This is a genomic window from Gemella sp. (assembly GCF_057272915.1).
In genome coordinates this window covers 75465-97715 of the sequence record NZ_DBHIUF010000004.1, presented here as the reverse complement: position 1 = coordinate 97715, position 22251 = coordinate 75465, and the positions used below count along the sequence as shown (strand labels likewise).

Sequence of the window (22251 nt, the reverse complement as noted above, 5' to 3'; positions counted from 1 at the left end):
TTAGAGTAAGCTAAAAATAGAAGATAAAAAGTGAGAAAAAGATATGAAACAAGCATATTTAATTATTGCACACAACAAAATAGAACAATTAAAATTTTTAGTATCTTTATTAGATTATGAAAAACATGATATTTATATTTTATTTGATAAGAAATCTAAAGTTACTGAAGATGAAAAGAGGCAAGTAGAAAGTGGTGTAAAAAAGTCTACAGTATATTACACAAAAGAAGTACCTATTTATTGGGGTTGTTATTCTCAAGTAGAAGCAGAGTTAGAATTATTTGAAACTGCTGCAAAAAGAGGTAAGTATAGTATGTATCATTTGTTGTCCGGGGTAGACTTACCTATAGATACTGCGGAAAATATATATAGATTTTTTGATGAAAGAAAAGAGTATAACTATTTAACTATGATTTCAGATGAATTGTTTTTTAGGAATAGAGTTTATGAAAGGGTATCTTTTAAATATTTAGTACCTTACTTATCTAGTAAAAGTGCTAAGAACAAAATCCTTAGAAAGATAGTAAGTATTTATAGAAAATTTGAAATTGGTATTCAGAGAAGACTAAAAGTTGACGTTTTTAGAAAATTTAATTTAGATTTAAAATATGCTTCAAACTGGTGTTCGTTAAATAATAAAGCAGTTCAAGTATTAGTGAAAGAACGAAAATTTATAGAAAAAGTTTTTAAACAAACAATAGTTAATGATGAATTGTTTATTCCAACAATATTAGAAAAAAATAATTTATTGAAGAGTGTATATTCATTAAAACCAACAAATGATCAACCAACAGATTTTCAAGGGAACCTGCGTTATATTAATTGGTGGGATGGAAGTCCATATACTTGGACAGATTCAGAAAAAGATATTGAACAACTTAAGTATGGTAAGAAGCAGGGACATTTATTTTCAAGAAAATTTGACTTAGAAAAATATCCTGAATTGAAAGAAAAAATATTAGAAATAATATATGAGAATAAAAATAAATAAAATCAGGAGGGAATGATGTACGATTATTTAATAGTAGGAGCTGGATTGTTAGGTGCAATCTTTGCTCACGAATCAACAAAACAAGGGGAAAAAGTAATAGATAAACGTGACTACAATTATGGAAACACTTATTGTGAGAATGTTGAAGGAATTAATGTTCATAAATATGGTGCGCATATCTTACATACTTCTAATAAAAAAGTTTGGGATTATGTGAATCAGTTTGATGAGTTTAATAATTATATTAATTCACCAGTAGTAAATTACATAGGAGAGTTAAATGAAGAAATCAATAGAAGAATATAATATTTTGAAATTTTTCGCCATTATCTTGGTTGTTTTAAGTCATAGTACATACTATAAGATAATATCTAATTATGGGGGTATTGACTATCAAGTTTTAATAAACAATAATTTTTCTTTGTTATTATATACGGGTTTTGATAAGATTCGAGAAGTTCTTTATTACTTCCATATGCCAATGTTTATGGCATTATCGGGAACATTTTATTATTTACAAGTGAAAAATAGTAAGTGGACTAGTTTTAATATGTTATATAAGAACAAGGTAAAGAGACTATTGATACCATTCATTATATTTAGTGCTTTATATACACTACCATTAAAGTATTTTTCAAATTATTTTGAGAATATCACTTTAATTAGGGCTATCAGTGGACAGGTGTTTTTATTAGGAAACTCGCACTTATGGTATTTATATGCATTATTTATTATATTTTTATTAGCGTATTATATTTTAAGAAGAGGGACGAATATATTTACTTATTCAATATTATATTTTATACATTTAATAAGTTTTAAACTCACGCTTACATTAATCGGTGCGCCATTGCAGTATTTTTTCTGGTTTTCAATAGGGTTTCTATTTGAATCAAAGAGAGAGAAATGGAATGATAGAGTATTAAAAAATAATTGGATTACTATTTTATTGGGTTTTTCATTCATTACAATCGTGTTAGTATACACCAGTATTAAAGGTGAATATAGATTAATAAGTAAGTTCTTACTAGATATTCTTGCGATATTAGGATCTTTATTTGTTTATAATATATCTTTTTTAATGTCTAAGTATACTACAATAGAGAATAGCAAATTTTGTAAGTTAATAGTTATGAATGGATTAGGAATTTATATTTTTTCAGACACACTTAATTATTTTATATTACATGTCATTTACTTATTCGGAGGAGATTTTATGTTTTCACCAATAGGTGTAGTGAGTTTAGTTATAATACGATTTGTTGTTACATTATTTGGTGGATTGCTGATAACAATAATATTTAAAAAAGTATTTAAAAATTATAACTGGTTAGTAAATTAGAGATAGAATTTTACAAGAAATGATAATCAGGAGGAACACATGTACGATTATTTAATAGTAGGAGCTGGATTGTCAGGTGCGATCTTTGCTCATGAAGCAACAAAACAAGGAAAAAAAGTAAAAGTAATAGATAAACGTGACCACATCGGTGGGAACATTTATTGTGAGAACGTTGAAGGAATCAACGTTCACAAATATGGTGCTCATATCTTCCATACTTCTAATAAAGAAGTTTGGGATTATGTGAATCAGTTTGCTGAGTTTAACAACTATATTAACTCGCCAGTAGCAAACTACAAAGGTAAGTTATACAATCTACCTTTCAATATGAATACTTTCTACGGTTTATGGGGAACTAAGACTCCTGCAGAAGTAAAAGCGAAAATCGCTGAACAAACAGCTCATCTGCAAGATAGTGAACCTAAAAACCTAGAAGAACAAGCTATCAAGCTTATTGGTACTGATGTATATGAAACTTTAATTAAAGGTTATACAGAAAAACAATGGGGACGTAGTGCTACAGAACTACCACCGTTTATTATTAAACGTCTTCCAGTACGCTTCACATTCGATAACAACTACTTCAACGATAGATACCAAGGTATTCCAATCGGTGGATATAATGTTATTATTGAAAACATGTTAAAAGGAATCGAAGTAGAACTAAATGTAGATTTCTTTGAGAATCGTGACGAGTTAGAAGCAAGTGCGAAAAAAGTTGTATTTACAGGGATGATCGATCAATACTTCGATTACAAACACGGAGAATTAGAATATAGAAGTCTTCGCTTTGAACATGAAGTACTAGATGAAGAGAACTATCAAGGTAACGCTGTAGTGAACTATACAGAGCGTGAAGTCCCTTACACTCGTATTATCGAGCACAAACACTTCGAAAAAGGTACTCAAGAAAAAACAGTTATTACGCGTGAGTACTCAGTAGATTGGAAACGTGGGGATGAACCATATTATCCAATTAATGACGCTAAAAACAATGAAATGTATCAAAAATATTTAGAAGAAGCAAAAGGTAAAGATGTTATCTTCTGTGGTCGACTTGCAGATTATAAATATTATGATATGCACGTAGTAATTGAAAGAGCTCTTAATGTAGTAAGAGAGGAATTAGATAATAATGACTAAAAATAGAATAAACTGGATAGATTTTGGAAAGGGATTCACAATTTTTTTAGTCCTATTAGGTCATGTATTTTTAGGGTTATATGAATCAGGAAAATTCATAAATTATTCTGAGAAATTGATGGTTATTATTACTCAGATATATATTTTTCATATACCGGTATTTTTTGCTTTGTCAGGTTTTTTCTTTAAATCTGTAGAAGACTTAAAGAGTTTTAAAAATTATGCATTAAAGAGAACTATAATATTAGGTTTACCTTATATCTTCTACTCTATAATTCATTTTATTCTGCAAAAAGCAGCGGGAGCATCAGTAAGAGTTCCAACAACAATACATAATTTAATTGATATATATAAGACTCCTCTTGGAGTATCTTGGTATTTATATACTTTATGGATTATATCAATGGTATATGGATTGTTATCTGTTTATATAAAAAGAAGAGAAACATTATTTATGATTAGTGGAGTAGGTTTTGTAATTGCCTTATTAATGAATTCCGATATCTACATAGTTCAAAAAATACTAGTATGGGGAATGTTCTTCATGTTAGGAGCAGTACTTCGTTCAGTAGATTTAAGCAAATTAAATATTAAGTTAGTGGTTGCTGGAGCTATAATTTTCGATATAATTTATATGATATGTTGGTCGATTTATTACAGACCAAATGTGAAGAAAATGTATGTAACGTATGATACACCACAGTTTTGGGCTATTGCATTTATAGTGAGTGTAGGGCTAGCGTTTGTAATATATCCTAGAGTTGAGAAGGTGTTTCCAAAGTTCTTTAACTATTTTTCTAAATACGGTAAGGATAGTTTAGGAATATACATATTACATGCTCCGATTTGTAGTATGTTAAGAATAATTATGTTAAAAGCAGGAATCACATCAGTATATATACATATAATCTGTGGATTAGTACTAGGTTGGTTTTTATCGATAGTAGCTACTAATATTCTTAAAAAAATTCCGTATATCAATATTGTATTAATACCACAAAAATACATTAATTTTAGATAATGAAAATTTCGAATCTAATGTGATTAAGGTATAGTTGTATACTGATAATAATAGATAGGAATAGAGTTTCTGATTTCATGCTAAAATTAATATCAAAAAATTAGAAATCTTTTATTTTGAGATTTTATAATTGCTGAGGAGATATAATGAAAGTAATAAAAAATTATTTATATAATCTTTCGTATCAAATTTTAACGATAATTCTGCCTATAATTACAGTTCCATATGTTACAAGAATTTTTACTAGTGAAGATTTAGGTAATTATGTATTTTACAGTTCTATTGTAAATTACTTTTCTTTATTTGCCATGTTGGGAGTTGCGGTTTATGGTACGAAGCAAATCGCTGCTGCAAGTGATGTTAGTAGCACATTTTGGAATATTTATGCAATTCAACTTATTGCAAGTTTGCTTGCACTTATTGCGTATGTGATAGCGGTTATTAGCATTCCAAGTATGAGTGGAATAATACCGATAATATTAGGTGTTGTTCTATTTTCAAAAATGATTGACATTTCATGGTTATTCGCAGGAAAAGAAGATTTTAAGAAAATAACACTTAGAAATACTGTTGTAAAATTATCTGGGGTAATTAGTATTTTTACCTTTGTTAAAAGCAGTGAAGATTTATATCTTTATGTATTTTTAATTGTCATATTCGATTTTCTAGGGCAATTTGTAATGTGGGTACCAGCGAAAAAATTCATAAACCGTCCTTCATTTAATACGAAAATAATGAAGAAAAACCTACATCCTATTGTACTTCTATTTTTACCACAGGTGGCAATATCGCTTTATGCAGTGTTAGACAAAACGTTATTAGGTATTTTAGGATCGTATTCGGATGTTGGGATTTACGAACAAGGGCAGAGGTTAACGAGTATACTTATTACCGTGGTTAGTTCGTTAGGTGCTGTTATGTTGCCTAGAGTAGCGAATCTTCTTTCTGAAAAAAAAGAAAAAGAAGCACAAAATATGGTGAGATTTTCATTCATTTTGTATAATATGATAATTTTCCCAATGATTTTTGGATTAATTGCGGTTAATGAAGTGTTTGTTAAACTATTCTTAGGAGAAAACTTTCAGGATGTTAAGTATGTCTTGTATATTGTAGTGTTTAACATTATGTTCATTGGGTGGACGAATATTCTTGGATATCAAGTATTAGTGGCTAGAAATAAAAATAAAGAATTTATGTTGTCAACAACGATACCTGCCTTTGTCAGTGTAATCGTTAATATTGCAGTTATTCCACTTTTTGGATATATTGGAACGAGTCTAACATCTGTAGTAGTAGAAATTCTTGTATTTGCTATTCAATGGTATTATAGTCGTAATATTATTAATAAGAATCTATTATTTAATATTGATTTAATAAAAATTATTAGTGTATCTTCTCTAATGTTCATAGCTATTATGCTATGTAAATATATGTTAGGATTAGAAGGAGTAGTTGGACTGTTAATTTATATTGGAGTCGGCGGTATTACGTATGTTATAATGAATGTTGTATTAAGAACCATAAAAATTAAAGAAATTAGGATGCTTTTGAAATAATATATAAAGATAAGAAAGATATAATTAAGAAAAATAAACTATTCTAAAATAAGAATGTGATTTTTATGAAAGGAATAATTTTAGCAGGAGGAAGTGGAACACGCTTATATCCTCTTACAAAGGCGGTATCAAAACAATTGATGCCAATATATGATAAACCAATGATTTATTATCCGATGTCTATCTTAATGCTTGCGGGAATTAAGGATATCTTGATAATATCTACACCAACTGATACCCCACGTTTTGAGGAGTTGTTTGGAAATGGTAATGAGTTAGGGTTAAATATTGAATACAAAGTTCAAGAAAGTCCAGATGGATTGGCGCAGGCGTTTATTATTGGAGAAGAATTTATCGGTGATGATTCTGTATGCTTAATTCTTGGAGATAATATATACTATGGTGGTGGACTTAGTAAGATGCTTCAACGTGCTGCTAGTCGTCCAAGAGGTGCTACAGTATTTGGATACCATGTTCATGATCCAGAGAGATTTGGAGTTGTTGAGTTTGACAAGGAAATGAAGGCTGTGTCAATCGAAGAAAAACCAGAAAAACCTAAATCTAATTATGCAGTAACTGGTTTATATTTTTATGATAACAAAGTAGTAGATATAGCTAAGAATATTAAGCCATCTCCAAGAGGTGAGTTAGAAATAACAGATGTGAATAAAGCATATTTAGAAAAAGGTGAATTAAATGTAGAGCTTTTAGGACGAGGATATGCTTGGTTAGATTCAGGAACACATGAATCATTACTAGAAGCAAGTAATTTTATTGAAACAATAGAAAAACGTCAGAATCTTAAAGTTGCATGTCTAGAAGAAATAGCATATCGTATGGGATACATTGATAGAGAACAATTGATTAAGTTAGCACAACCGTTGAAGAAAAATAATTACGGACAATATATGTTACGTATAGCTGAACAGGAGTTATAATAATGAGAGTAATAGAAGCGAAATTAAAAGATGTAAAAACAATAGAGCCAGATGTTTTTGGTGATCACCGCGGATTTTTCACGGAGAGTTATTCAGAAGAGAAGTATAAAAAACTAGGTATAGATTTTAACTTTGTTCAAGACAATCATTCATTATCAGTTGAAGCTGGTGTTGTTCGTGGTTTACATTTCCAAAGAGGAAGTGCTGCGCAAACAAAGCTTATTCGTGTGGTGACTGGAGCAGTGCTTGATGTTATTGTCGACATGAGAAAAGGCAGTCCTACATATGGTCAGTGGGAAAGTTTTATCCTTTCAGAACATAATAGAAGACAACTTTTAGTTCCTAGAGGATTTGCTCATGGTTTTGCGACTTTAACACCTAATGTTAACTTCATGTATAAGTGTGATAATTATTATAATGCAGAGGCAGATGCAGGAATTGCATTCGATGATAAAGAGCTTGGAATTGACTGGCAGATTGATCTATCAAAAGCTATTACATCAGAAAAAGATGCTAAACATCCTACATTTAAAGAATATGAAGCAAATAATGATTTCGTATATGGAGAGATATAATAACTGAGTAGGAGCTCATAACTCATCATTGATGAGAAAGTAGTTGTATATGTTATTTTAAAGATTCAAAGTTGAAGTATATTAAAGAATAATTTGATAAGATTAGAGTGTATATTTATATTATATAAAGGTGAGAAAATATTATGAAAATAGAAGATATTAAGGAGCTTGCGAATGAAATTTTGCAATCAAAGAAAATAGAGAATGAATATATAGAATATAAAAAATCTGCTAGTTTTAAAGATAAAATTTTAAAAACCGCATGTGCATTTGCCAATAATTATATGGAATCGGAAATAGGTTTAATATTCATTGGAGTAGAGGAAGAAAACGATATCGAGAAGGGGATAAAGGCTATTCCGAAAATTCCAATTTGTGGAATAGAAGAGTCTGTGATAGAAACAACAGAAAATCAATTGAGGAACTTATTAGCGAATATACATCCAAAAATATGTTATCAAATTATAGTAAATGAATATCAAGGTATTAAGTATCTAATAATCGCTGTAGAACCTGGTACTAATGGACCCTATTAAACCAGTGATAAAGCTGAGAGTACTAAGGGGATTAATCTGAAACCTGGTAGGTATATAAGGGATAATAGAGACAGTGTTTTACCATCTCCGTCACAAGAATTAGTGTTATTAAAAAAATTTACTGGGAAATTATTTTCGAGTTCATTAAATAATACTGCAACTCTAGATGATTTAAATTATGAATATATGAGAGAATACCTTATTGAAACAGAATCAAAACAAGATATAAAAGAACAAAAAAAACTTGAAATGGCTAAAAGTTTAGATTTGATTAGTAAGACTGAATTAGGGAAATCTAGAGTTAAGAATTTTGCTGTACTTATGTTTTGTGATGAACCTAGGAAATTTATTCCTGGGGCATTTGTTAAAGTGATAAGAGAAGTTTCTAAAACAGATGAAATGGAAGTTAAGGATTTTACAGGACCAATTTGGAAGCAGGCAAAAAACGTGATAAACTATTTTAAAGATGAGGTTATGCGATCACATACAATTAGGAAAGAAGGTGAAATTGAGCATAATATCAAATATAATTATCCACTTGCCACATTTGAAGAACTACTAATAAATGCAATAGTTCACAAAGATTATGAATCACAAGAATATATAGGTGTATATATTTATAAAAATTATATTTCGATTATTAATCATAATCGCCCATTGCCACCTGTGACTATAGATTCCTTAAATTCTAAGGATAGTTTTGATAATAGGCAGTATATTAGTGGTGAATTAAAAGATATGTTCTATTCCTTGAATTTAATAGAGTCTTATGGTTCGGGGGTAAGACGCGCCAAAGAAGCGCTGAGAGCAAATGCATCACCTTCTTTGGAATATGTATTAGATAATAAAGATGATGACTATACAAATGTAATAATAAAAATTAATGAAGGGTTCATAGAAACAGTTCAAGATAATAATAAAAATGAGATTCATAAAACTACCCAAGAAACTACCCAAGAAACTACCCAGTAAGGTAGAATTCTAGAGATAATTAGAAGGCATCCACGGATTACTATAAAAGAATTAGCTGTTGAATTGGGATTAACTTATGATGGAGCTAAATATCATGTAAGTAAGTATAAAAAAGAGGGTATATTAGAACGTAAGGGGTCAACAAAAGCAGGAGAATGGATCATTAAAAGTATAGAGAAGTAGAAAGATAAAATTAAGTAGGAGTTAACAAGAAAAAATGAAGAATATTATAGTAACAGGTGGAGCTGGATTTATCGGTTCTAACTTTGTACATTATGTTATAAATAATCATCCAGATATTCATGTGACTGTTCTGGATAAATTGACTTATGCGGGAAATAGAGAGAATCTTGCTGGGCTTCCAGAAGATAGATTTGAATTAGTAGTTGGAGATATTTCAGATGCTGAATTAGTAGATAAATTAGTTAGTAAGACTGATGCAGTAGTACACTATGCAGCAGAGTCTCATAACGACAATTCCCTAAAAGATCCGTATCCATTTTTACATACGAATATCATTGGAACATATGCTTTAATCGAAGCGTGTCGTAAGTATGATGTTAGATATCACCACGTATCTACAGATGAGGTATACGGAGATCTTCCATTACGTGAAGATTTACCAGGAAAAGGTGAAGGAGTTGGAGAGAAGTTTACAGCTGAAACACCTTATAATCCATCAAGCCCATACTCATCAACAAAAGCAGGTTCAGATCTACTAGTAAAAGCGTGGGTGCGATCTTTTGGACTTAAGGCAACTATTTCTAACTGTTCAAATAACTACGGACCATATCAACATATTGAAAAATTTATCCCTAGACAAATAACTAATGTTTTGTCAGGAATAACACCAAAACTATATGGTGAAGGAAAGAATGTGAGAGATTGGATTCACACAGAAGATCACTCATCAGCAGTTTGGACTATCTTAACAAAAGGTAAAATTGGGGAAACTTACTTAATCGGAGCTAATGGAGAAGAGGATAACAAAACTGTTATTGAATTAATTTTAGAGCTAATGGGTAAAGATAAGAATGCATATGAGCATGTGAATGATCGAGCAGGACATGACCTGCGTTATGCGATAGATGCATCTAAATTACGCGATGAATTAGGATGGAAGCCGCAGTTCACAAACTTCCGTCAGGGACTAGCTGATACTATCCGTTGGTATGAAGAAAACGAATCTTGGTGGAAAGAACAAAAAGAAGCAGTAGAAGCTAATTATGCTAAAAATGGACAGTAATAAAAAAGGGGTTGACCCGAAAGTAATAGTCCTAGATTAAAAAATCTATATGAGGGTTCATAAACTTTGCGGGGGTGACTTGACAAAATCGATTTCTCCAAAATCACGATTTTGAGTCACTCCCTTTTTATTAGGAGGTAATATAATGATATTAATTACAGGTAGTAATGGACAACTAGGTAGTGAATTAAGAAACCTTTTAGATTCAAGAGATATTTCTTATGTAGCTACGACAACAAAAGAATTAGACATAACAGATAAAGATTTAGTTATCAGATATGTTAAGGAATTAAATCCTAGTGTAATCTATCACTGTGCAGCGTATACAGCTGTCGATAATGCTGAAGATGTTGGTCGTGAAGATAATCACAAAGTAAATGCAGAAGGAACGCGTAATCTTGCTTTAGCAGCAAAAGAATGCGGGGCTACTTTTGTGTATATTAGTACTGATTATGTTTTTGATGGGACTTCTAAAACAGAATATTTACCAGAAGATAAAACTAATCCACAAAATGAATATGGTCGAGCAAAATTGGAAGGTGAAAATGCAGTACGAGAATTATTAGAAAAATATTATATAATTCGTACATCATGGGTATTCGGAGAATATGGAAATAACTTTGTATATACAATGCAAAGATTAGCTAAAGATCGTGATAGATTAACAATTGTAGCGGACCAATTCGGAAGACCAACATGGACAAAAACATTGGCAGAATTCATGGTATATTCAGTAGAAAATAATGTAGAATACGGAACATATCATTTATCAAATGATAATAGCTGTTCATGGTATGAATTTGCGAAGGAAATTCTAAAAGATGAAGAGATAGAAGTAGTGCCGATTGAATCTAAGGATTTTCCACAAAAAGCAAATAGACCAAAATATTCGATTATGAGTTTAGAAAAAACAAAGAAAACAGGATTTAAAATTCCGACATGGCAAGAAGCGTTGGGAGAGTTTAAAAATAAAATTTTTAATAATATATATGAAAGTTAATTATAGGAGGTGGATATTATGAAATATATTTCTTATTTAGCCGAGTTGATAACCATTATTAAAGAAATTATTGCTGTGCTATTTCGTGTGAAAAAATATTTTAATAAATATGTAGAAAAAAGAAAATTAAAAAGGAATAATATATATATTTTTATTGCTGATCGAGCAGAAAAACGATTTTCTATAAATTATGAAAAAAGTACAAAAATAGATTTTAATGATTGGAGTGATAAGATAAATAAAGGAGGAGAGTTATTTGTGGAATGTGAGTGGTCTAAGGAAATAGAAAAGGGACTTAGTGACAAGAATTTAGATGAGAAAACTAGCAAAGAAATAAAAAATGCAATAAGAATATTGGACAAGCATGAAGATAGGATAAAGAGTATGCTTATGATGGCGTTATCAGATGGTATAATATCTTCTAAAATTAGTTGTTTCCCTCGTGTTGTAGAAGCTATTATAGATAAATATTTTTCTGCTTATAGAGGAAATGACAGCAAAGATAAAAAAATAGTTCTTGCTGTATATAATCATAAAAATCAGCATTTTAATTTTGAAATCTCTAAAGATGAGTATTTGAATGTTTTGGATAAGAGTAACGGAAGAATAAAAATCATCCATTTTGTCAGTTTAAAAGAGTTTATAACCATGCTAAATGATAAAACGATATTAGAAAGTGAAATTATTCCGAGTTATTTGATGAGTACTGTAAAGACAGTAAATAGTGAAGTGCCGATTGAAGATTTTATGCACTGGGATATTTCAGTTGCTTAGAGTTGAGAATAGATGATAGTGAAAAATTTTTTAAATAACGTAATAAAGTTAGATAAATATCATTTATTCTCAACTTAAGTTCCAGTTAATGGATTTAGCCAACTGAGGAGGCAAAGTCTCCGAAATAAAAAAATACCTGCTATGTGGGTGCGAGATAATAGTTAAAGAATTGAAAAAACATCCTTCTTTGATAAAATAAGAGTAGGTCAAGCTCTAAGAAAAAAGTTCTTTGTTCAGTCTGTGGCATAGGAAAAAATCAATCTAGAAATCTAGGCAGCATTTTGTTGCTTAGATTTTTTCTTATTTTCTTTAAATTTAATATTATTTTTATATTCAGAAACAAATAATCTAGACATAATTAAAGGTTGTATACTAAATCCGGGGCTGGAATTTTTTCCATGTCCTGAATTTAGTATACAACCTAATAATTTAAATTTAATCTTAATAGATCATAATTATTTAATGAATTTATTGTATATTAAAAACTATTTTGCTATAATTATTAAATACAGGTAAATAAAGTAACTGCAATGGAGGGGCGATTAATATATGATAAAAAATAAAATTATTGTGATAATAAAAGATAATATAACTAATGTCGATTATAGTTTTGTTTTGAGGGAATAATATGAGTGGTGATATTTTGAGTAGAAGTAATTTATTTTCAATATTAAAGAATAAAAATATTTGTATATTCGTTATATTTTTTGTAATTATCGAAGGTCTTATTAGTTGTTTTAGTGTTAATTCGTTAATAATACTTAATGAAAACAGAGTATTATATGTTTCCTCTACTTTATCTCAAGTGGTAGCTACTTTATTTGGATTATCTATAACTGGATATATTTTTCTTGATGGAAAATTAAAAAATGATGTTGAAGAAGACGAATCATTAATTGATATAGTAGCTGATTTGAAAGCTAACTATAAATTAAAAATTCTTTTTACTGGGAGTTTAACCTGTGTGAGTATCTTCCTATGCATAATAAATATGTGTTTAAGTACAAATATCTTTATTTCTATTTTTGTTTTTGACAACAGTCTCGTTTTTACTTTCTTTTCAATAGTGGAGATAATTTTGTTTGTAAAAAAAATTATTGATCCTGAAAAAATTCAAAAAGAAAGTTATATTGGGAAGAGACAGTTAGAGGAAAAACTAGAAGAGAAAACGGATAATTTTTCTGAACAAAATGATAGTGACAAAGTAAGTCTAGAAGATTTTTTGAAAACTTATAATAGTATAGAAAGTAGTATATCGAATCTTGTAAGTTCTTCAGTAAAAATAGATGGCAAATATACAAATATGTATCAAAACTTAAAAATATTACGATACGAAGGGAAAATAGATACAAAATTGTTTGAAAAAATAAGTGTTCTTAGAAGATATAGAAATTATTTAGTTCATGGTCAAGATATGATTATGGATGAGAAGGTGTACTATCTGGCAAAAGAAATAAATAAAGAATTAGAAATATTGCGTAGTAGTAAGAAGGTTAATGAGTCAAATTAAAGTTTGTATCCCTTTATAAAAGTGGCTGCAATAAGAATATCCCTAAAGGCTATATAGATGTGATTAAGCTCCTTATCCAATATTAAAGAGTAAATACCGAAGACTGTTCGAGAAAATGATGTTAGAGGGAGGATCTTCTTTTACTAATGATAATGAAATAATTTCTTATTATTTTTTTCTAAGGATAGATAAATGATTTCGTTTTTTGTCGATAATTTATGTTTATTCTAGTGTTCTAATAACAATTCTAGTTAGATAGTGTTTGAATTTGCTATTAAATTATGGTGTTTTGTGAAATATGTTAAATGTTGGAGGTTATGAAATAAGTTGATAAGTAGTATAATAAAGTTAATATATTATAAATCAAAACGTAAAAATATAGTTATATAATTACATAAAAAAATTATAAGGGAAACATGTAAAACGATTTTATTTTAAAGTTAAAATATTAATAATTTATTATGGAGATTAAAGTATGGATATAAAGAAAAGTATATTAGAATTATTAAAATCTGAATATAATATTAGATATTCGTATATGGCAATAGAGAAAATAATACTTACAGTTTTTGAAGACTATTTAAAAAAACAGGATAAAGAAATTATATTCCCAAAAAATATTAATCATAGAATAAATTTTGATGCAATACTCCCAGAGGGGTTTGATACTATTAGTGGAAAAGTAGTTGTAGAATTAAAAATATATAGAAATAATACTCAGATAATTAGAATATATGACATTATAGGGCGAATATTAGTAAATAGTGATAATATAGATACGTTATTATTAGTATTGATTACTGAAGTTTCAGAACGTACTAAACAAAAAATTTATAGAGAAACCGCTCATTTAAACTTTAAAATATTAATATGGGATATTAATGATGTTGTTGATATGTGTAGGAAAAATGAAAGTTTCTTTTTTGAAACATACACTAATATAAATAATATATTGCTTAATGATACTGTAACAACAGGATTGTATAGGGATAGTGCTAATTATAAGCAAAAGAGAGATGAATATGTTAATCAACTTAGTCAGGAATACAGTAGGGATAATATTGTATTATTTCTAGGAGCGGGAGCATCTTTTGATGCCGGAATTTCTACATGGGATAATCTTATTTCTAAATTATTTGTAGCATTACTTGAAGAGAAATTTAGAGAAAATGGTGTAAATATTTCTTTTGATAAGAAAGACAGAATAATAAAGAAATTGATGGAACAAAATAGCGGATCACAATTGTTACAAACCAGATTTATAAGAAGTGGATTTGAAAATAGATTTACTGATACAGTCAGTGATATTTTATATGAAAATTCTCAGTCTACCTCTAGTTTAATAAATGAAATCTGTCAATTATGTATTTCAAAACGTGGAAAAGTTGGAGTCCAAGCAGTTATTAACTATAATTTTGATGATCTAATTGAGAGGAATTTAGAAAGGTTAAGAGTTAAGTATCGTTCAATTTATGCAGAAGGGATGATCCCGGATAGTGAAGAAGTTGGAATTTATCATGTACATGGGTTTTTACCTAAGGATAAACAAAACTATAAGGATTTGGAGAAGTCTTTATTAGTATTTTCTGAAGAAGGGTATCATAAATTATTTTTAGAACCATATAATTGGGCCAATATGATCCAACTTAATTATTTGATTAATAATACATGTATATTTATCGGATTATCAATGACAGATCCAAATCTAAGAAGACTGTTAGAAATTTCAGCTCAAAAGAGTGTGGATATAGAAAAAAGAGCAAAGCATTATACTATATTAAAAAGAATGGAGTTTAAGGAGGAGGAAAATTTTGAAAGAGATGATAAAATAGTTAAATTTGAAAAAATATATGAAGCATTACAAGAATCTTTATTTGCAGAATTAGGGTTAAATATTATTTGGATAGATAATTTTTTAGAGATTCCTAATTTATTGAAAAAAATTAAAGAAAATAAATTTTTTAATGGCGAATGATAAATAATAGTATAAAATTTATTATAATAAGCTAGTTTGTGTATAAATTGTAAAATTCAATCTAAATATGTCAAAAAAACTCAAAGTAAAAATGCACATTTTATTCATCTGATTTTTGGAAATAATCTTTAAGTCTATAAGAATTTCCAGCTATTTTATTACATGTGAATGGTGTAGTAATCTGTCAATAGCGATAAACGCTGTGCCATATCCAGTTAAGACTCTTCCCTTGTTTACTAATAGTGCTTGAAGAAGTGTTATAGTCTTTGCTTGGTCAAGTTTGGATGTTGCCATTTTGATATAGACTAATAATTGATCTTTTAAACTCTTCATCGTAGACATTTTTTGCCATTTTAAACACTTCCTTTCTGTGTCTGCTTTTATTATATTGTTTATTTTTGTGTCTGCTTTTTTAGTATAACTCCAACTTCTAGTTCCTAGAGGTTTTGCGCATGGTTTTGCGACGTTAACACCTAATGTTAATTTCATGTATAAGTGTGATAATTATATAGTGCAGAAGCAGATGCAGGAATTGCATTCGATGATAAAAATCTTGGGATTGATTGGCAGATTGATTTATCAAAAGCGATTATTTCAGAGAAAGATAAAAAAACTTCCTACATTCAAAGAATTTGAGAAGAACAATGATTTTGTGCATGGGGAAGTGGAGTTATAATATTTTTTCGGAGATGTTCCTAAAGTCCTTGTTATAAACGAGAACTTAAAGACACGATAGTTTATTGATATCTAAATTTTCTTCATAAGAGCTTTTTAGATATTTAATTAACCTTGTTGAGGCGGCTAGATAATCAAAATCATGGTTTCTGAGTCGCTCTCATTTTAATGAAAATCTACGTTGAGTTGCTCATGTGAATAAGTTCCTTTCTGTGAGTGTTGCAATTTATAGTTTAAAGAAATTTATCCCTTCTGTAATATCGTTAGAAATTCTTCGAATTAATTGACAACAAGAAAAGGTATGTGATAGAATATAGGAAAGTGAATGTGAAATGCTAGTACATTCCAACACGAAAGCCAATTGAAGTGCTATTTCAATTGGCTTTTTATATTAATATTTAATATTCACATACAAAGTGAAGAGTATGCGTCGTGTCCTAAAATGGCTACTTTTTCTTGTTGTTATCTTTTAGGAAATAATATTCTATTATCAGAAGAATAACTCCGGATAATAGATTCACAAGAATTTGTGAAATGCTAGTATTCATACCAACACCTCCCTTCCGGGGCAGTAGCCTACCTTTATTATAGCACTAGAAATCATTTTAGAAAAGGTTTTCTTATTAATGTTAAGACTAAAGTTAGATTTTTAAGATTATGTAAATAGGAGAAGGGATAGAGGATATGCCTTCGAATTAATTGACAACAAGAAAAGGTATATGGTAGAATATAAGAAAGTGAATGCAGAATACTAGTACATTCCAACACGAAAGCCAATTGAACTCGCATTTCAATTGGCTTTTTATATTAATATTTAATATTCACATACAAAGTGACTAGTATGCGTCGTGTCCTAAAATGGCTACTTATTCTTGTTGTTATCTTTTAGGAAATAATATTCTATTATCAGGAGGATTACTCCAGATAATATATTAACAAGAATTTGCAGAATACTAGTATTCATACCAACACCTCCCTTCCGGGGCAGTAGCCTATCTTTATTATAGCATTAGAATTCGTGTAGGAAAAGGTTTTCTTATTAATGTTAAGACTAAAGTTAGATTTTTAAGATTATGTAAATAGGAGAAGGGATAGAGGATATGCCTTCGAATTAATTGACAACAAGAAAAGGTATGTGGTAGAATATATATAAGTGAATTGGACGATTATATTCACATGAGACCACGAAAAGCAACTGAAACGCCATTCAGTTGCTTTTTTATATGTATTAACATATTACTTAGTATGAGAATAGATATTCATACATGAGTGAATAACATGTACGTCGTGCCTAAATAGGGCTACTTTTTCTTGTTGTTTTTATCATTTAGGAAATAAAAATATTCTATAAATAGGAGAATAATTCCTACAAATAGTCCAACAAGAATTTGAACGATTATATCGTACATGCGACCACCTCCTTTTGGAGCTAGTAGCCTAACTTTATTATAGCACTAGAAGTCATGTTAGAAAAGGTTTTTTTATTGATACTGAGATTAAAATTGCATTTTTAAGATTATGTAAACAGAAAATAAAAAAGGTGGTTGTCAAGAAAAAAGAACAGTGATTTTAAATGAAAATTGTTTGACATGATATAGAAAGATATGATAAAGTATAGACAAGTGAATAGGAAGTAATAATACTTTTTAATATAAGCTCTAATTTTGATTTTAATCAGATTAGTGGTGGAAATCACGTATAGAGTGGAATTTATGAGCTGTGTCTAAAAGTAAGTTGATATAAATTAAGAGGATAATATTATATATTAGGATTAGTATTTCTGATAATAATTAACAAGAATTTGGGTAATGTCTATCTCCATTCGACCACCTCCTTTCGGGCAAGGTATCAATTGATATTAGACATAAGTGAAGATGATTTACGCTGGGTCAATAGCTAAAACATGGGATAGACTATAAGAAGTGAATGATGTCTATCAAATTCCACCACGAAAGCCAATTGAAGATTCAGTTCAATTGGCTTTTTATACTAATATTCACACACAAGTGAAGTGTGTGCGTCGTGAGCTAAAACGACTATTTATTTTCCTTGTTTTATCATTATAGTGCATTAAGTAAAGTTATGAAGAATCTTATCTTGTTAAGTGTGAGATAAGGCTTTTTTTATTTCTGTTAACTACCATAAATTATTTTTTATTCTTCACATTTGGCGATTTGCTGATTGTTAAGTTTGTATTATATTGAAATTTGGTGTAGAATAAAGTTGAAGGAAGAGTGAATTTTATAAAGATTTTCATATATAAGAGGATTGATAAAATCGCTGTAAATTTTGTATATTTATTATAAAGATAAAAGGAGGGGCAGACATGAATAATAAAAAAATTATAAAATTTCCTGTTAATAAAAAAGGATATACAGGAATTAGGAATAAAACATCTAGAGCCTTTGAACTTAATCAAGGTTATGGTAAGATTAGATTTACTTCTAAAGAGATTGAATCTGATTTTAAAGAATCGATGAGGCTTTTTGCGGAGTTTATTGAGAATATTGATGATTCTAAATACGCGATTTATATTGAAGATGCAATAGCTTTATCTAAGTATAATGTGGATGCTAGGGTCTGGAAAATTGTTAGTAAAGATTGTACAGAATATGAAATAGAATTAGCATTACTACGCCTAAAAGATGAAGTATACACCTTTGAAGAAGGTTATGTCGAGGGTAAACTATTTCCGATTAACTATCTTCATCTAATAGTTTGCCACCACCTTGCGGAATTTTATTTAGGTAATAAGCTTTACAATAAAGTTTGGGATGCATATAAACCTTTTTATATGGCTTTAGATATGGCTGATGAAGTTTTAGTGCCGATGTATCATAATTTTATCGTGGCTAGTCTTATATTAAATGATTTCACAATGCTTAACCATTACTATAAACTTATGAATAAACGTGGTAAAAATGATGATGTAATTTTATTGTCAAAAGTTTTCTATCACTTGATGCAAGGTGAGGAGAAAGAGGCAGTTGCATTCTATAATAAATTGATAAAAAATAATAAATACATTTCGGATGTACTAGATAGAATTGCTAATCCTAAACTGATAGAGTTCAGTACAGATGATGATTGTAAGTATCTAGATGCGCTTAATACGGTTATGAAATTTGATTATTTTATAAATAGAGAGTATTATTTCGACTTCCTTATGCACGTGAGAGAAAGTGAATATGTAATTGGAAACGAACTGGATAAGTATGCAGAACGTAAGGAAATTACAGTTGCTGATATGAAACGTGATAGATCGTTTATGGCAATTAGAGATACGGAATTAAAAATTATGCATGAGAACTTTTTATTAACAAAAGAAGATTTCTTGAAGATTACGAAGTCAGAATTTCTTAAAATAAAAGGTTTAGGTAAGGGGACTATCAGAAACCTACATTTAAACGGTGTAATGTTCGCTGATGATAGTGAGTTTGATATCCAGATGGAACTTATGGAGGATGACTTATGGTAAAACATGATAGAGAATTTGAAATATTGCTTAAAGAGTTTTTAAAAACCGAAGGGAAGCATTTTTCGAGTAAGGAAGAGGCTACCGAGGTATTTGAACGTATTTACAATCTGGTTGATTCAGGTTATGAGATAGATGCTTCTCTTAGCGATCTTGTTGATGCGATAGATGAAGGGAATATGAGTGTCGTTGATAAAATAAGTGCCTTACGTGAGCTTCATGAGGAAAATAAAGATGCTCTAGAGAGGGCTGTAGAGCTGGAAGAGGATATTATGTACTCAGATAATGATGAAGATGCTGAACAGATGATAATAGCGGATGTTCTGGCTGAATATTATAGTAAGGCTGGTATGAATGAAGAAGCCGCGAAACTATATGAACTTATGTTGATGGCGAATCCAAGTGATTTCCATGAGGTGATAGATCTCTTGACACTTATGTATGTTCGCCTAGATAGAGAAAGTTTATTGATGGATCATATTGATTGTTTTGACTATGAAGATTCAGAAGCGACATTGCTATTGTTAAGTATCTTTAGCATAAATCAAGAAAGATTTGATGAAGCACATTATTATATGACTAAACTTAAAAAACTTAATAAGTGCACGGGTGATATTTTTAAAGGCGGATTCAATAAAGTTCTAGATTATTTAGAAGGAAATCCAGGTAATGTGAAAGGTGCTAATAAGGAAAAATATTTTGAAATGCAATTCTCAGTGGGCATTGCTAAAGAATATTTGACTAATAAATATCATTACGAATTATTAGAGAAATTCTATAGAGAAGATATAGAGAAAAAACAAAGCCTGATTGTTGAAGGACGTAAGTCTGTGTCTAAAGAAGATATGAAAGAAGATCCTGTCTTCAAAGGTATGGAAAAACAATTGAACAAGATTATCGATGCAGAATTGTATAATAAAGAAATTATCGAATGTTATACAGAAAAGGAACTGAAAAAACTAGATGGTATCGGAGTAGGTATTATCAAAAAACTGAAAGATAATGGTGTGAAGTTCAAAGAAGAATAAACTAGATTTATTTTTCGAGACATATATATACAAAAACAAGAAATCTAGGAAGAATGAGTGTCTCAAAATTGATTTTATTGAGTTGGCTCGTAGTTTCCTAGATTTTTTTATTCAAATATTTTAGCTAGAAAGTCTTCACTAAGCGTATATATTTTTGGATTCTTCTTAATCACTGTAATCTTATCTTCATTTTCTTCTAAATATTTATTTAAGGTTCTTTTAGAAATTCCTAAAACATTAGATACTTCGTCATGAGTTATTAAAGCATCTTTAGCACTAAATAAACGACTTTGTAGAAGTAGGAATAGTATATTTTTAAGTTTACCATCATCGATATTATAGTTAATATAATTTTCAGCTATAAACATTTTTTCAATATTTTCTGTTAAGAAAGATAATATATGTTCTTGACCTGAAACTAAAAGTTCTAAGTTTTCTTTAACAAACAGAGTCATATCACCTTTGTTTAAAGGGTGTGATGTTTTCTCGAAACTCTTATAGTATTTATTTTTATTTCTATTAATGCTGTATGAAAGAGTAATTGCCGTAAATATATCTACTACACTCGTAAGAGATTTGGCGAGTAAGTATCTGCCTACACGACCATTTCCATCATAAAATGGATGGATGTATTCAAAATAGTAGTGCCCAATAAAGATTTTATATAGTTTTGGCAAGTTGTCATAATTCATAAATCTAATTAAATTAGCCAATCCGTTGTTAATATCGTCTTCAGTTGCTAAACCATGGTGAATGATATCATTTCCAGCATAGACACTTACGCTGCCTTTTCTAAAAAATTCTCCATCTAAAACATCTTCTTTTGAAACCTCATCTCCAACGAGAACATCATAAATTTTTCTGAAATCTTTAGGTTCAAGTATCTGAACTTCTTTGTCTAGGTAAGAATATAATGTGGCCATACCAGCAAAACGTCTAAGGTTAGGGGAATCACTATCTTTTTTAGAAAGTGCTTCGCTAATCTCTTTTTTTGAACTATGAATACTTTCGATTTCATTAGTGCTTTGAAGTTCGTTGATAAGCAACAAATTAAAGAACTTCTCTTGTGCAGCTTTTGGAAGCATACTTTGTTTCGCAATAATCTCGGAACTATTAGTATAAATTTTTTCTAGAATTAAGATCAATTCGGCAGAGTTGTATATAAATAATGGGTACTCTTCTGGTTTTCTTACTCCCTTAATAAAGGGATTGATTCTAAGTGAAGTAACAGAAGTAGAAGGAGAATGGATTCTATTGTTATATTCGTTTTCTATATCAAAATTCATATGAAATAATTTTTCTAGTGGATAATACTTATTCATATAAATCACCTACTTTAATCTATTTTTAATAATTATAGCATATTCAAAATGGAAAAAATAGTCAAAATTTCCATTTTGGGAATAAAAAGAGAGTTCAAAATGGAAAAAAACAGCCAAAATTTCCATTTTGGAAAGAAAAAGGGAGTTCAAAATGGAAAAAATAGTCAAAATT

General features: G+C 29.4%; 19 protein-coding genes and 2 pseudogenes. 19 read left to right on the top strand and 2 right to left on the bottom strand.

What is annotated here, in order from left to right; genetic code table 11:
• The first annotated feature begins 43 nt into the window (after window positions 1-43).
• From ACO6OL_RS02970 to ACO6OL_RS02895, 16 genes and pseudogenes are all read left to right on the top strand, one after another.
• Entirely contained in the window at window positions 44-991 is a 948-nt protein-coding gene (locus tag ACO6OL_RS02970) for a beta-1,6-N-acetylglucosaminyltransferase (RefSeq protein ID WP_485502074.1), read from the top strand.
• A 15-nt stretch (window positions 992-1006) separates the two neighbouring features.
• Window positions 1007-1270, top strand: a pseudogene (locus ACO6OL_RS02965) (NAD(P)-binding protein); the annotation flags it as partial.
• A 1-nt stretch (window position 1271) separates the two neighbouring features.
• On the top strand, window positions 1272-2333 hold the full coding sequence (locus ACO6OL_RS02960; protein WP_485502073.1) for an acyltransferase family protein: 1062 nt from the start codon (window positions 1272-1274) through the stop codon (window positions 2331-2333).
• A 39-nt stretch (window positions 2334-2372) separates the two neighbouring features.
• Window positions 2373-3476, top strand: coding sequence for a UDP-galactopyranose mutase (glf, locus tag ACO6OL_RS02955; protein WP_485502072.1), 1104 nt, complete (start codon window positions 2373-2375; stop codon window positions 3474-3476).
• The gene (locus ACO6OL_RS02950) at window positions 3469-4497 is read left to right on the top strand and encodes an acyltransferase family protein (RefSeq protein ID WP_485502071.1); all 1029 of its coding nucleotides are present in this window, start codon (window positions 3469-3471) and stop codon (window positions 4495-4497) included. The genes glf and ACO6OL_RS02950 overlap by 8 nt, the downstream gene beginning before the upstream one ends.
• A 146-nt stretch (window positions 4498-4643) precedes the next feature.
• Window positions 4644-6053: an oligosaccharide flippase family protein gene (locus ACO6OL_RS02945; protein ID WP_485502070.1), complete on the top strand. Its 1410-nt coding sequence runs from the start codon at window positions 4644-4646 to the stop codon at window positions 6051-6053.
• A gap of 65 nt (window positions 6054-6118) precedes the next feature.
• A complete protein-coding gene (gene rfbA, locus ACO6OL_RS02940) occupies window positions 6119-6991 on the top strand; it encodes a glucose-1-phosphate thymidylyltransferase RfbA (protein ID WP_485502069.1) in 873 nt (290 codons plus the stop codon).
• A gap of 2 nt (window positions 6992-6993) precedes the next feature.
• A complete protein-coding gene (rfbC, locus tag ACO6OL_RS02935) occupies window positions 6994-7566 on the top strand; it encodes a dTDP-4-dehydrorhamnose 3,5-epimerase (protein WP_485502068.1) in 573 nt (190 codons plus the stop codon).
• Window positions 7567-7709: 143 nt separating this feature from the next.
• Window positions 7710-8102 carry an AlbA family DNA-binding domain-containing protein gene (locus ACO6OL_RS02930; RefSeq protein WP_485502067.1) on the top strand — a complete coding sequence of 131 codons (393 nt, stop codon included), beginning with the start codon at window positions 7710-7712 and terminating at the stop codon, window positions 8100-8102.
• Between the two features lie 102 nt (window positions 8103-8204).
• A complete protein-coding gene (locus tag ACO6OL_RS02925; protein WP_485502066.1) occupies window positions 8205-9074 on the top strand; it encodes a hypothetical protein in 870 nt (289 codons plus the stop codon).
• A 6-nt stretch (window positions 9075-9080) separates the two neighbouring features.
• Window positions 9081-9257, top strand: coding sequence for a winged helix-turn-helix domain-containing protein (locus tag ACO6OL_RS02920; RefSeq protein ID WP_485502104.1), 177 nt, complete (start codon window positions 9081-9083; stop codon window positions 9255-9257).
• 34 nt (window positions 9258-9291) lie between these two features.
• A complete protein-coding gene (rfbB, locus tag ACO6OL_RS02915; protein ID WP_485502065.1) occupies window positions 9292-10320 on the top strand; it encodes a dTDP-glucose 4,6-dehydratase in 1029 nt (342 codons plus the stop codon).
• A gap of 145 nt (window positions 10321-10465) precedes the next feature.
• Entirely contained in the window at window positions 10466-11320 is an 855-nt protein-coding gene (gene rfbD, locus ACO6OL_RS02910; protein WP_485502064.1) for a dTDP-4-dehydrorhamnose reductase, read from the top strand.
• A gap of 18 nt (window positions 11321-11338) precedes the next feature.
• A complete protein-coding gene (locus ACO6OL_RS02905; protein WP_485502063.1) occupies window positions 11339-12094 on the top strand; it encodes a hypothetical protein in 756 nt (251 codons plus the stop codon).
• Between the two features lie 628 nt (window positions 12095-12722).
• Window positions 12723-13604, top strand: a complete 882-nt coding sequence (locus ACO6OL_RS02900) for a hypothetical protein (RefSeq protein ID WP_485502062.1) — start codon at window positions 12723-12725, stop codon at window positions 13602-13604.
• A 475-nt stretch (window positions 13605-14079) separates the two neighbouring features.
• A complete protein-coding gene (locus ACO6OL_RS02895) occupies window positions 14080-15579 on the top strand; it encodes an SIR2 family protein (protein ID WP_485502061.1) in 1500 nt (499 codons plus the stop codon).
• Between the two features lie 150 nt (window positions 15580-15729).
• Here the strand turns inward: ACO6OL_RS02895 and ACO6OL_RS02890 are convergent, their stop codons facing one another.
• Entirely contained in the window at window positions 15730-16068 is a 339-nt protein-coding gene (locus tag ACO6OL_RS02890) for a hypothetical protein (RefSeq protein WP_485502060.1), read from the bottom strand.
• Here ACO6OL_RS02890 and ACO6OL_RS02885 point away from each other — a divergent pair.
• The 3 genes and pseudogenes from ACO6OL_RS02885 to ACO6OL_RS02875 all read left to right on the top strand — a co-directional run.
• Window positions 16064-16215: pseudogene (locus ACO6OL_RS02885) on the top strand (dTDP-4-dehydrorhamnose 3,5-epimerase family protein); the annotation flags it as partial. The gene ACO6OL_RS02890 and the pseudogene ACO6OL_RS02885 sit on opposite strands and share 5 nt — an antisense overlap.
• Window positions 16216-18580: 2365 nt before the next feature.
• Complete coding sequence (locus ACO6OL_RS02880) at window positions 18581-19732, top strand: hypothetical protein (protein WP_485502059.1); 1152 nt, start codon at window positions 18581-18583, stop codon at window positions 19730-19732.
• Window positions 19726-20757 carry a hypothetical protein gene (locus ACO6OL_RS02875; RefSeq protein ID WP_485502058.1) on the top strand — a complete coding sequence of 344 codons (1032 nt, stop codon included), beginning with the start codon at window positions 19726-19728 and terminating at the stop codon, window positions 20755-20757. Before ACO6OL_RS02880 ends, ACO6OL_RS02875 begins: the two co-directional genes overlap by 7 nt.
• Window positions 20758-20864: 107 nt before the next feature.
• Here ACO6OL_RS02875 and ACO6OL_RS02870 read toward each other — a convergent pair whose 3' ends face one another.
• Entirely contained in the window at window positions 20865-22079 is a 1215-nt protein-coding gene (locus ACO6OL_RS02870) for a Fic family protein (RefSeq protein ID WP_485502057.1), read from the bottom strand.
• Window positions 22080-22251: the final 172 nt, after the last annotated feature.

Bases quoted from the DNA above. Each gene is read 5' to 3' on its own strand.
- ACO6OL_RS02970 (WP_485502074.1), top strand. From the start codon at position 44: ATGAAACAAGCATATTTAATTATTGCACACAACAAAATAGAACAATTA.
- ACO6OL_RS02960 (WP_485502073.1), top strand. From the start codon at position 1,272: ATGAAGAAATCAATAGAAGAATATAATATTTTGAAATTTTTCGCCATT.
- glf (WP_485502072.1), top strand. From the start codon at position 2,373: ATGTACGATTATTTAATAGTAGGAGCTGGATTGTCAGGTGCGATCTTT.
- ACO6OL_RS02950 (WP_485502071.1), top strand. From the start codon at position 3,469: ATGACTAAAAATAGAATAAACTGGATAGATTTTGGAAAGGGATTCACA.
- ACO6OL_RS02945 (WP_485502070.1), top strand. From the start codon at position 4,644: ATGAAAGTAATAAAAAATTATTTATATAATCTTTCGTATCAAATTTTA.
- rfbA (WP_485502069.1), top strand. From the start codon at position 6,119: ATGAAAGGAATAATTTTAGCAGGAGGAAGTGGAACACGCTTATATCCT.
- rfbC (WP_485502068.1), top strand. From the start codon at position 6,994: ATGAGAGTAATAGAAGCGAAATTAAAAGATGTAAAAACAATAGAGCCA.
- ACO6OL_RS02930 (WP_485502067.1), top strand. From the start codon at position 7,710: ATGAAAATAGAAGATATTAAGGAGCTTGCGAATGAAATTTTGCAATCA.
- rfbB (WP_485502065.1), top strand. From the start codon at position 9,292: ATGAAGAATATTATAGTAACAGGTGGAGCTGGATTTATCGGTTCTAAC.
- rfbD (WP_485502064.1), top strand. From the start codon at position 10,466: ATGATATTAATTACAGGTAGTAATGGACAACTAGGTAGTGAATTAAGA.
- ACO6OL_RS02905 (WP_485502063.1), top strand. From the start codon at position 11,339: ATGAAATATATTTCTTATTTAGCCGAGTTGATAACCATTATTAAAGAA.
- ACO6OL_RS02900 (WP_485502062.1), top strand. From the start codon at position 12,723: ATGAGTGGTGATATTTTGAGTAGAAGTAATTTATTTTCAATATTAAAG.
- ACO6OL_RS02895 (WP_485502061.1), top strand. From the start codon at position 14,080: ATGGATATAAAGAAAAGTATATTAGAATTATTAAAATCTGAATATAAT.
- ACO6OL_RS02890 (WP_485502060.1), bottom strand. From the start codon at position 16,068: ATGAAATTAACATTAGGTGTTAACGTCGCAAAACCATGCGCAAAACCT.
- ACO6OL_RS02880 (WP_485502059.1), top strand. From the start codon at position 18,581: ATGAATAATAAAAAAATTATAAAATTTCCTGTTAATAAAAAAGGATAT.
- ACO6OL_RS02875 (WP_485502058.1), top strand. From the start codon at position 19,726: ATGGTAAAACATGATAGAGAATTTGAAATATTGCTTAAAGAGTTTTTA.
- ACO6OL_RS02870 (WP_485502057.1), bottom strand. From the start codon at position 22,079: ATGAATAAGTATTATCCACTAGAAAAATTATTTCATATGAATTTTGAT.